Annotated in this window: 11 protein-coding genes; 3 read left to right on the forward strand and 8 right to left on the reverse strand. The window is 62.8% G+C overall.

The features are described 5' to 3' along the window. Positions 1-345 (reverse strand): protein-export chaperone SecB (locus A3764_RS10300; RefSeq protein ID WP_067951562.1); only part of this gene is annotated, 345 nt, incomplete at its 3' end. Between the two features lie 66 nt (positions 346-411). Then, the gene (locus tag A3764_RS10305; RefSeq protein WP_067951563.1) at positions 412-912 is read right to left on the reverse strand and encodes an FxsA family protein; all 501 of its coding nucleotides are present in this window, start codon (positions 910-912) and stop codon (positions 412-414) included. A gap of 132 nt (positions 913-1,044) precedes the next feature. Between A3764_RS10305 and A3764_RS10310 the strand changes: the two genes are divergently transcribed. From A3764_RS10310 to A3764_RS10320, 3 genes are read left to right on the forward strand one after another with little or no spacing between them, the layout of a single operon-like run. Next, positions 1,045-1,704 (forward strand): Tim44/TimA family putative adaptor protein, encoded by a 660-nt coding sequence (locus A3764_RS10310; protein ID WP_067922837.1) that lies wholly within the window; start codon positions 1,045-1,047, stop codon positions 1,702-1,704. Positions 1,705-1,739: 35 nt separating this feature from the next. Further along, entirely contained in the window at positions 1,740-2,738 is a 999-nt protein-coding gene (gene mltA, locus A3764_RS10315; protein WP_443069372.1) for a murein transglycosylase A, read from the forward strand. Further along, entirely contained in the window at positions 2,735-3,316 is a 582-nt protein-coding gene (locus A3764_RS10320; RefSeq protein ID WP_067923956.1) for a Smr/MutS family protein, read from the forward strand. Before mltA ends, A3764_RS10320 begins: the two co-directional genes overlap by 4 nt. On the opposite strand, the gene A3764_RS10325 is transcribed toward A3764_RS10320, so the two are convergent. The 6 genes from A3764_RS10325 to A3764_RS10350 form a co-directional block, all read right to left on the reverse strand. Then, positions 3,313-4,530 (reverse strand): MFS transporter, encoded by a 1,218-nt coding sequence (locus tag A3764_RS10325; RefSeq protein WP_067951564.1) that lies wholly within the window; start codon positions 4,528-4,530, stop codon positions 3,313-3,315. The two genes, A3764_RS10320 and A3764_RS10325, sit on opposite strands and share 4 nt — an antisense overlap. A gap of 37 nt (positions 4,531-4,567) precedes the next feature. Beyond that, complete coding sequence (gene hslU, locus A3764_RS10330) at positions 4,568-5,875, reverse strand: ATP-dependent protease ATPase subunit HslU (RefSeq protein WP_067921438.1); 1,308 nt, start codon at positions 5,873-5,875, stop codon at positions 4,568-4,570. Continuing rightward, entirely contained in the window at positions 5,872-6,429 is a 558-nt protein-coding gene (gene hslV, locus A3764_RS10335) for an ATP-dependent protease subunit HslV (RefSeq protein ID WP_067921436.1), read from the reverse strand. Before hslV ends, hslU begins: the two co-directional genes overlap by 4 nt. A gap of 196 nt (positions 6,430-6,625) precedes the next feature. Then, a complete protein-coding gene (trxA, locus tag A3764_RS10340) occupies positions 6,626-6,946 on the reverse strand; it encodes a thioredoxin (protein WP_067921434.1) in 321 nt (106 codons plus the stop codon). A gap of 35 nt (positions 6,947-6,981) precedes the next feature. Next, positions 6,982-10,359, reverse strand: a complete 3,378-nt coding sequence (addA, locus tag A3764_RS10345) for a double-strand break repair helicase AddA (protein WP_067921432.1) — start codon at positions 10,357-10,359, stop codon at positions 6,982-6,984. Continuing rightward, on the reverse strand, positions 10,352-11,147 hold a 796-nt coding region (locus tag A3764_RS10350), incomplete at its 5' end, for a PD-(D/E)XK nuclease family protein (protein WP_201722422.1). The genes addA and A3764_RS10350, both read right to left, overlap by 8 nt.

Consider the following 11,147-nt stretch of genomic DNA (forward strand, 5'->3'; position numbering starts at 1 on the left):
TTCGATCAGCAGGAACGGGTGCAGCTGGTCTTCGGCGACGTTCTGAATGTTGAAGATGCCGACGTAGTCAATCTCCAGCAGGAACAGGGTGATGTCACTGTCCTTGCCCTTGGAGGTGATGTTCAGCTTGATCGCGGTCTCGTACTGGTTTTCCGCCGACCGCTTCTTCGCATCGAGGTTTACCTGAACCTGAACATCGGGCTGAACATCCGCGCCGACGCCTTTCTGCGCCATGATGTTTTCGAACGACATGTCGCGGACGAATTGTCCCAGAACGCGCATCTGCGGTTGTTGCTGCTGTTGCTGCTGCTGGGGTTGCTGTTGGCCTTCGGCGGACTCTGCCATGATGAATTCCTCGCTGAACGGATTGAATGAAAGTTCAGACGCATTTAGCAGCTTGCCGGAGCGCCCTCAATGGTCCCGCCGCTGCGTGTTCCGCTCCTCCGTGGGCGGGGTTTCGTCGATCTCCACGTAGTCGCCTTCTATCACGTCGCCGCCCCGGGTCGGGCGCACGGGGCCGCGCGGCCCACCGGGCCCGCCGGGTTGCGGCCCGCCTGCCGTATGTATGCGCACACGGTTACGAATTTGTTCATAGATGGTGTGCCGTATCTGCGGAACCAGAAGCGAAAAGCCGACGGCATCGGTGAAAAAGCCCGGCGTCAGCAAAAGCGCGCCCGCGAAAAGGATCAGCGCCCCATGCACCAGCGGTTCGGTCGGATCGCGCAGATCGTTGAACGAACTGCGAAGCTGGCCAAGTGCCAGCGCACCCTGCGACCTGACCAGCCAGGTGCCGAGGACGGCGGTGATCAATACGATGGCCAGCGTCCAGCCCAGCCCGATCAATCCGCCGACCTGAATGAACAGCGCGATTTCGATCAGCGGTACGGCAATGAATGCGAACAATAGCCACATATGTTACAATCCTTTTCAGACAAACCGTCAGGTACGGCGCTTTGGAGGCGGGCGCAGTGGACTTGGCCCGGTGAAGCCCCTACATAAGGCGTCTAACCGCGTCTTTCCATGTTCGCCGCAAGAGGTCCCTATATGAATTCGCCCATGATACAACTTCTGGTGCTCGCAGGCATTGCCATCTTTCTGATCCTGCGGCTGAAGAATGTGCTGGGCACACGGGAAGGGTTTGAAAAGCCCCCCGTGACGGACCAGTCGCCCAGCAAGCGGACCGGCCCCGCGCTGGAGGTGATCGAAGGCGGTCCCGACCTCGACATCACGGATCATGTTCCGGAAAACAGCGAAGACGCCAAGGCACTGGCCGAGATGAAGCGCATCGAACCCTCCTTCGGGGTGAGCGATTTTCTGCAGGGCGCGCGCAGCGCCTACGAGATGATCGTGATGGGCTATGAACGCGGCGATCTGGCGGAAATCCAGCCCTTCCTCTCCGAAGAGATCTACGAAAGCTTCGTCGACGGTGTGGCCGCGCGGGAGGATCAGGGCCTCACGATCGAGGCGAATTTCATCGGTGTCCGCGAAATGGAACTGGTCAGCGCCAAACTGGACGACGACACCAAGGAAGCCGAGATGACGATCCGCTTTGTCGCGGAACTGACATCGGCGGTCCGCAATGCCGAAGGCGAGATCGTCGAAGGCAGCACATCGGAAGTGAAACGCCAGAAGGACACTTGGGTATTCGCCCGCGTCATGGGCTCGGACGATCCGAATTGGCTGCTTGTATCCACAGACGGCTGATTGCCTGTGTTGCGGCCTTTGCCATGGGTGCCCTGATGACGATCACGGGGCCAGCCGCGGCAGAGGCGCAATACGAGGTGCTGGATTTCGATCAGCTCGACGGCTGGCACGAAGACGACCACGCGGCGGCGCTCAAGGTTTTTCTGAACACCTGCAAAGACATGAAGGACGTCGACTGGCGCAACCTTTGCAAATTCGCGAAAAGCGAGCCTGACCCGAAACAATTTTTCGAACTGCTGTTCCGCCCCGTGTTGATGAACGACGGCGCGGATGCGCTCTTTACCGGCTATTTCGAACCGGAGCTTGATGGCGATCTCTATAAATCCGAACGGTTTCGCTATCCCGTCTATACCATGCCACCCGAGGCGCTGGACCTGAACCCGTGGCTGACCCGGCGCGAGATCCTCGAAAGCGGCGTGATGGACGACCGCGGGCTTGAAATCGCCTGGGTCGACGATCCGGTTGAGCTGTTTTTCCTGCAGATCCAGGGGTCGGGCAGGATCAGGCTGCCGGATGGCAAACGCCTTCGCGTCGGGTATCGCGGGGCCAACGGGCACCCCTACCGCTCCATCGGGGTCGAACTGGTGCGACAGGGCATTTACGAAGCGCATCAGGTCAGCGCCGAAGTCATCAAGAACTGGGTTCGGCGCAATCCCGAGGACGGAAAGGAACTGCTGTTCCACAACCCCTCTTACGTTTTCTTCCGCGAAGTCAGCATGGTCCCGGCGGATCGCGGACCCTTGGGCGCGATGAACCGTTCGGTTACCAAGCTGCGCACCATTGCCGTCGATCCCGAGTATGTCCCCCTTGGCGCGCCCGTCTGGATCGAAAAGGACGGCGAAACCCCCATGCGCAGGCTCATGATCGCGCAGGATACCGGGTCTGCGATCAAGGGCGCGCAACGGGCCGATATCTTCTTTGGCACCGGGGATGGCGCGGGGCGTGCGGCGGGGCGGCTACGGGATCCGGGGCGGATGGTGGTACTGCTGCCGATACAGGGGGCCTATGCGCTTCTGCCGGAAAGCGCGATATGAAACGGCGGCGGCTCAATGACGACGATCTGGCGCTTTGGCGCAAGGTCACGGATAGAACGGAACGGCTGAACCTGAAAACGCTGTTTACCCCCGAGGTAGAGACGAAAGAGACCCCCCAGCCCAGCTTTGCAAAGCCCAAGGCCCGGTCTGTTCCGCCCCCCGCGCCCAAGCGACCGGCCGGTTCCCATGATGTGGCACCGCCGCTCGGCGAACAGCTTCGTTCCGCGCCGGTACGCATGGATACCAAGGCCTTCGGCAAGATGAAGCGGGGCAAGCTGAAGCCGGAGGGTCGGATCGACCTGCACGGCATGACGCTGGAACAGGCCCATCCCGCGCTCACCGGATTTATCCTTCAGGCGCATCGGCGGGGAAAGCGGCTGGTTCTGGTGATCACCGGCAAGGGCAAACGGCGGGACGACGGCGGCCCGATCCCGGTGCGCCACGGCGTGTTGCGCCATCAGGTGCCGCAATGGCTGTCGGCCCCGCCGCTCGGCGGGCTGGTGCTGCAGGTCACGCCCGCGCATATCAGTCATGGTGGCGGCGGGGCCTATTACGTGTATCTGCGCCGCCAGCGTTAGACGGCGAGCCGCTTGCCATAGCGGGCGATGCCGGTTGTGGCCAGCGCGGCAGCGACAAGGTAGAACAGCGCGATGGGGAGCATCTGCTTGGGGAAATCGACCCCCATATCGATGAACGCCCCCGTCACCCCCGGCCCGATTGCCGACCCGAACACCATGAGCGCCGCCGCCGCCGATTTGATGGCGCCCAGATGCCGTGTGCCGAAATATTCCGCCCAGAACGCAGCGGGCGCGGTAGATTGCAGCCCCTGCCCGACCCCGAAGATCACCAGCGCGATACCCGCCATGAAAATCGTTTCTGCATAGGCCATTACGGCGAAAGACAGCGCAAAGGGCAACATCTGGACGGGGACGATCCGGCTGACGCCGAAGCGGTCGATGGCCCAGCCGGACGCGAAGGTGCTCAGCACTGCTGACAGGGTATAGACAGGCATCAGCGCCACGAAGGAAACGAGCGCCCAGCCCTTCACCTCCACCAGATGGACCTGCTGAAAGAACAGCGCCGTCCCCCAGGCGGAGGGTCCGACCACCATGGGGATCATCAGGTAGAACAGCCCCGAACGCAGCATCTGGGGCCGCGTCCAGTGCCGCCCGCCCATACCGGCCACCTGCGCTTCGTCCGCCATGGCCTGCGGGGTTCGTTCCTGCCGTAGCGCCAGTTGGATGAGCGGAATGGTCAGGATCACCAGCACGGCGGCCAGCACCCAAAGGCTGCGCCAGTGAAAACTGGTGAACAGCCCCACGAAGACGATGGGCAGAATGGCCTGGCCCGCCGCGAAACCCATGGAGGACAGCGAAAGCGCCTTGCCCCGCGAGGCTTCGAACCAGCGGACCATGGCCACGGCCCCGAGCTGTGACATCATCCCCTGCCCCGTCAGACGAAGCGCATAGATCACCAAGACCAGCGCCACGGCACTGGTCGCCACCGCCATGCCCAGACACGCCAGCGCGAGGGCGAGCATGACCCCAAGCGCCAGCGCCCTGACCCGGAACCTGTCCGTCAGCACGCCCGCCCAGATCATGGTGATCGCCGAAAGCGTCGTGCCGATGGTGTAGATCCCGCCCCATTCCCCGTCGCTGAGCGAGAAGGCTCCACGAATATCGCCCGCGAAAAGCGAGATGAAATAGGTTTGCCCGTAGGACGACGTGAATGTCAGCAGGAAGCCCGCGGACAGGAACAGCCAATTGTCACGAAGGAAACGCAGGTACGCCATGCCCCTGCATTTCAGGCGCATGGCGGAATTGGAAGCGTTAAAGCACGTAGCGGCTGAGGTCGGTGGAGCGCGTCAGCTCCCCGAGGTTCTTTTCGACGAAATCATCATCGACGACGACTTCCTCGCCCCCGCGATCCGGCGCGGTGAAGGACAGTTCCTCGAACACCCGCTCCACCACGGTATAGAGCCTGCGCGCCCCGATGTTTTCCACCGACTGGTTCACATCGGCGGCGATCTTGGCCAGTGCCGCGATCCCGTCTTCGGTAAAGCGCACTTTGACGTTCTCCGTACCCATCAGGGCTGTGTACTGCAGCGTCAGCGCGTTGTCGGTTTCGGTCAGGATGCGGACGAAATCCTTCTCGGTCAGCGGCCGCAGTTCGACCCGGATGGGCAGGCGGCCCTGCAGTTCCGGCAGCAGGTCCGACGGTTTGGCGATATGGAACGCGCCCGATGCGATGAACAGGATATGGTCTGTCTTGACCGGGCCATGTTTCGTACTCACAGTGGTGCCTTCGATCAGGGGCAGCAGGTCGCGTTGTACCCCTTCGCGGGAGACGTCGCCGCCACGGGCGTCGCTGCGGGCGCAGACCTTGTCGATCTCGTCCAGAAACACGATTCCGTTCTGCTCCACCGCGTCAATCGCCGTCTTTGTTACGGTTTCATCGTCCAGCAGCTTGTCGGCCTCTTCCCCGATGAGCACATCGTAGCTTTCGGCGACCGTCATTCTTTTCTTCGTAGTGCGCCCGCCCAGCGCCTTTCCGAACATGTCACCAAGGTTCATCATCCCCATGCCGCCGCCGGGCTGGCCGGGAATATCCATCATCTGGAACGGGTTCGTCGTATCCGATACCTCCAGTTCGATGGTGGTGTCGGCAAGTTCGCCCGACTTCAGTTTGCGGCGAAACATCTCGCGCGTGCCGTCGCGCGCATCGGTGCCGGCGATGGCGTCGATCACGCGTTCCTCTGCCGCTTTCTCCGCCTTGGCCTTCACGTCTTCGCGCATGTATTCGCGCGTCATGGCGATGGCGGAATCCACCAGATCGCGCACGATCTGTTCCACGTCCCGCCCGACATAGCCGACTTCGGTGAACTTGGTCGCCTCGACCTTCAGAAACGGCGCGCGGGCGAGCTTTGCAAGGCGGCGGCTGATCTCGGTCTTGCCGACGCCGGTTGGCCCGATCATCAGGATGTTCTTGGGATAGACCTCATCGCGCAGATCGTCGTCCAGCTGCTTGCGGCGCCACCGGTTGCGCAGGGCCACCGCAACGGCACGCTTGGCATCTTTCTGGCCGATGATGAAGCGATCCAGTTCGGATACGATTTCGCGCGGGGTCAGGTCGGTCATTTGGAAATACTCTCCACCGTCAGATTGCCGTTGGTATAGACACAGATGTCAGCGGCGATGGCCATGGCGTCGCGGGCGATGGTTTCCGCGTCGCGGTCGCTGTCCATCATGCCGCGGGCGGCGGCCAGCGCGTAGTTGCCGCCCGACCCGATCGCGGCCACGTCATGCTCCGGCTGCAGCACGTCGCCCGCGCCGGTGATGACCAGCAGTTCCGTACCGTCCGAAACGATCAGCATCGCCTCAAGCTTTTGCAGGTACTTGTCGGTACGCCAGTCTTTGGCGAGTTCGACGCTGGCGCGGGCCAGTTGACCGGGGGTCGCCTCCAACTTGGATTCCAGCCGTTCCAGCAGGGTGAAGGCATCCGCCGTGGACCCGGCAAAGCCGGCCACCACGTCAAAGCCGCCGGGGCTGAGCCTGCGGACCTTGCGCGCGGTTCCCTTGATGACCGTCTGTCCGAGGCTCACCTGACCGTCACCGGCAATGACCACGCGGCCACCCTTTTTGACGCCGATGATCGTGGTGCCGTGCCAACCGGGGAATTCCTGTTCTGCCATCTGGGTCTCCTGTGTCTCGGGCCTATATGGCCGCCGCGCGAAGAGGGTACAAGGCCACCGGCATTTGTCAGCCGGAGCGCGCGCCGCCCCGGGGGTGCAGGTCGCGTGGCGCATGCGTCGAAGGACGCGGACCCGATCATGCAAGAAGGGCGCCCGCATGGCGGACGCCCCTTGATCTGTCAGTCTTTGGCGTGACTTAGATGGATTCTTCGATCCAGCTTTGCAGCGCGGCCTTGGGCCGTGCGCCCGCCATGTTGGAAACGACCTGACCGTCCTTGAACAGGAACAGCGCAGGGATACCGCGAACGCCCATCTGTGCGGGGCTGTTGGGGTTTTCGTCGACGTTGACCTTTACGATCTTCACCTTGCCGTCCATCTCGTCGGACAATTCTTCAAGGGCGGGACCGATCTGCTTACAGGGGCCGCACCATTCGGCCCAGAAGTCCACGACTACCGGGATATCTGCGTTTTTAACTTCTGCGTCGAATGTGGAATCGGTAACTGCGACGGTTGCCATGATGCTCTCCTGACAGGGAATGTTAAGGAATGTACCTATGTAGCGGGCCTATCGCCGTCAAGGTCGGGCGCGCGGGCCAGTGCGTCCAGTACCAGCCTTTCCGGAAGTGGCATATAGGCCGGGCCGTTCGTCCAGAGGAGCCCGACCTCGATCTCCCTCTCGGGATATATCTGTCGCAGCAGATGCAGATAGGCCCCCATCTGCCGCAGAATACCTTCGGGGCAGTGGGAGACATCCGCTGGAACGACGCGGTTCGTCTTGTAATCGAGCGCCACGATCCGGTCCGGCGTGATGATCAGCCGGTCGATTGATCCATGCAGCCGGCGGGCCCCGTAAAGGCCGGTGACGGCGACTTCACTGTAGGTCTCATTGCCGAAAAAGTGCGCGAAGGAGGGGGCGTCGATCACCGCGCGCGCTTCCGCCTCGGCTTGGGCGAGGAGGGTTTCATCAACCGTCGGGACAAGCGTGCGGATCACATCGCCGGCAGCTTCCGTGTTCAGACCGGGAAGCTTGTCCAGCAGGAAATGCACCAGCGTGCCATAGTTCGTCGCAGCATCGTGGTCCCAGCCTTCGTCACCGGGCAGGGCCTTCGGGCCGCCTAGGTCCGAGGGTGACAGCACCTCTGGCGGGGGCAGCAAGGCGGGCGGCGCTTGCGTGAACGCCGGGTCGAGCAGGGCAGGGCGCTGCGCCTGCGGGCGGATGTCGCGGATGGGGAGGGCATCCCAATCGCCTTCCTCGAACCGCAGCGTTCCATCCCCGGTGCCCGGGCTTCTCAACGTGCCGATTGCGTCCTCGACGATGTCATACCAGCCGGAGCCGTCCTTGCCCGGCTTTCCGGCCATCGCCACGATCAGCCATTTTTCGGCCCGCGTCGCCGCCACGTAGAGCAGCCGCAGCCGTTCTTCGCGTATCGCGGCCTTCATCTCTTCGGTCCGGGCCTGAATTTCCGGCGTCATCTGGGCGGCCAGCGGCTTCCAGACCGGTCCTTCGGGCAGTTCGACAATCTGATCGCGTATATCGACGCGACGGGGCGCGGTATCGGGCAGGATGACGATGGGCGCTTCGAGCCCCTTTGCCCCATGCACCGTCATCACCCTGATCTGATCTGTCGCGCTGTCGATCTGCCGCTTGATCTCCAGATCGTCGGTTTCCATCCATTGCAGAAACCCCGTGAGGCTGGGCACCGCGTTGCGTTCATAGGCCAGAGCCTGCGAGAGCATCGCGTTGACCCCGTCTTCCGCCTCCGGCCCTAGCCGGGCAAGCAGTTTGCGCCGCCCGTCATGCCGGGTGAGGATACGTTCGATCAGGTCATAGGGCCGCAGAAAGTCGATCTGATCCCTCAGATCCCGCAGCATAGAAACGGTTTGCGGCCATCTTCCCCCTTCGTTCCTGAGCGCCTGCCAAAGGTGCTTTTCGCGGCGCGGGTGGGCCAGTTCGAACAGCTCGTCTTCGGACCAGCCGAAGAGGGGGGAGCGCAGCGCGGTGGCCAGCGAAAGGCTGTCATCGGCGGTGGCCAGAAAGGACAGCAAGGCGCCGATGTCCCTGACGGCCAGTTCCGCGCCCACCTTCAACCGGTCCGCCCCGGCGATGGGCAGACCGGCGGCCTTGCATGCGCGAATGATCTCGGAAAAGACGGCAGACCGGCGCTGCACGAGGATGAGGAAATCGCCCGGCCTGATCCGGCGACGGAAAACGCCGGTCTCCGCGTCGTCGTCGGGGATGTAATGTTCTTCTTCCACCAGCGTCTTGATCTGCGCGGCGATCTGTTCCGCCAGCAGAACGTCATGATGCCGTTCGCCTTTTCGATCCAGCGGATCGGTCCAGACCCTGTCATCCGCGCTTTCGGCGGGGGGCACCACCGGCCAGAGATCGACCCGCCCGGGCAGCGAGTCCTTGAAGGCGATATGCTGGGTGTCCTTGTCGAAGGTTCCGCGCTGGCGGGGATCGAACATCGTATCGACAAGGCGCAGGATCGCCGAGGAGGAGCGGAAGGAATAATCGAGGCTTCGGTTCTGAAATGTTTTGCGCGCCTCCCTGGACGCGGTTTCGAAATGCGCCCGCCGCCGGTCGAATTCCAGCGGATCGGCGCCCTGGAACGAATAGATCGACTGTTTCTTGTCCCCTACGACAAAGATCGTGCGCGCGTTCCCTTCGCGCGCTCCGACGCCGGAAAAGAATTCATCCGTCAGCCGTTCGATGACGTCCCATTGCCGGGGGGATGTATCCTGCGCCTCGTCGACGAGGATGTGATCGATGCCGCCGTCGATGCGGTAAAGCACCCATGCCGCGGCCTCGCTGTCGGTCAGAAGGCTGCGTGCTTTCAGGATCAGATCGTCGAAGTCGAGCCAGCCGCGCGCCTCTTTGGCTTCGGCATAGCGGTGCAGGAACTCGCTGGCAAAGCGGTGCAGAACGAAAGTGCGCCGCGCGGCGGCAAGGGCGATCCGGCGCGCGCGGGCGGATTCCACGCGTTTCATCAGCGCGTTGAGATCATCCTGAAGGTGGCCCGATTTCTTCTGCGTGGCCTTGGTGGGAAACTTGTCGATCTTGGCGCCGAAGGGCTCCGCCGCGCTTGCCCCTGTCAGCATCACGGATTCCAGAACCTGAAGGGCATCGTGATCCAACTGCCGTACCGAAGCCAGCGCATCCGCGGCTTTCTGATCCGTCGGGGAACCTTCCTTCAGAAAAGGCTGAAGGCTCGCCAGCAGATCAGCCTCTCCCCCCAGGAGAACCTCTGCGCAGATCGAAGCCTCGGTGGTGCCGGCGTCGAGGCCGAAGAGTGTCAGGCAATCCGCCTCATCCAGGGGGGCCTCAAAGGCTTCGCGTTTGGACACGATCGCCTGCGTGAGAGAGGATAGATCCTCCGCCCCGCAATGCTGGGCGACAGCTTCCATCAGATCACCCTCCGGATCCCCTGCCATATTCTCCACGATGTCGGCGCGCAGCAGATCGGCTGCGCGTTCCTCCATCTCGATGAATTGGGGGCTGACCCGGGATTCGAGCGGAAACCGCCGTAACAGAGACGCACAGAAGGAATGGATCGTCTGGATTTTAAGGCCGCCGGGGGTTTCGATCGCGCGGGCAAAGAGGGTGCGCGCATCCCGCAACTGCGCGGTCCCGATCTCACCCGTCGTGCCGAGTTCTTCGAGCGCCTTGCGCAACTCCGCATCGCTCAGCATCGCCCAGGCGCCGAGACGTTTGAACAGGCGGTTCTGCATCTCCGACGCGGCGGCCTTGGTGTAGGTCAGGCAGAGAATTTTCTGCGGATCGACCCCGTCGAGCAGCAATCGGGCAACCCGGTCCGTCAGCACGCGGGTCTTGCCCGACCCTGCATTCGCCCCGAGCCATGTGGAGGCATCGGGCCGCGCGGCTTCGATCTGGGCGCGGGTCGCGTCGTTCAGGGCCGTGTCATTCATCTGCCGGCCCCTCGGGAAGCTGCGTCGTATCCCACTCACCGAAGCGGGCAAGCTGGTCATAGACGCCGCCATAGCCTTCGCGTTCCATCATCCGGCGGGAGGTGAAGCCCTGCGCAGGCTGCAGATAGGCCGACAGCAACTTGTGCAGGCCCATCATCGTCTCTGCCGGGGTTTCTTCGTCCAATGGGGCGGCAACTTCGGCGGGGCTGGTGCCCAACCCGATAAAGATCGCCCCGGCCACACTGGCGGGCCCCACGGCAGAGAATGCGCCTTCTTCGACCATGGCCGCCTCAATGAGCAACTGCTTGTCGAAGAACCTTTGCTGTTCCTTGGTGGGCGGCTTTCCGGTCTTGTAGTCGTAGATGATCGCCTGTCCCCCCCGGGTGCGGTCGATCCGGTCGGCGGTGCCGCGAATGGTAAATCCGATGTCGTCGAACAGATGCGTGCCGCTCGCGTCCCGTTCGAAGGCAACAGGCTCCGCCATCGCAAGGCGGGCCTGCTCCCCCGCGACGAACCAATCCGCGATCCGTTCGATCCGGGCGAGCCAGAGCTTGCGCGCCGCGTGCCATGGAACCTGTTCCTGTAATACCTCACGCGCGATCTGCATCAGCCGGTCGCGGTTCAGGCTATCGGGGTCTTTCGCGGCTTCGCGCACGAAGTGTTCCATGATCTCATGGACCGCGATGCCCCGGGTCAGCGCATCGGCGGTCTGCATCAGCGGATCCATTGGCCGCAGGCGCAGGACATGTTTGGCATAGATCGCGTAAGGATCGCGGATCAGGGTCTTG

The sequence above is a fragment of the Sulfitobacter sp. HI0129 genome (assembly GCF_001635395.1).
Lineage (GTDB): Bacteria > Pseudomonadota > Alphaproteobacteria > Rhodobacterales > Rhodobacteraceae > Sulfitobacter.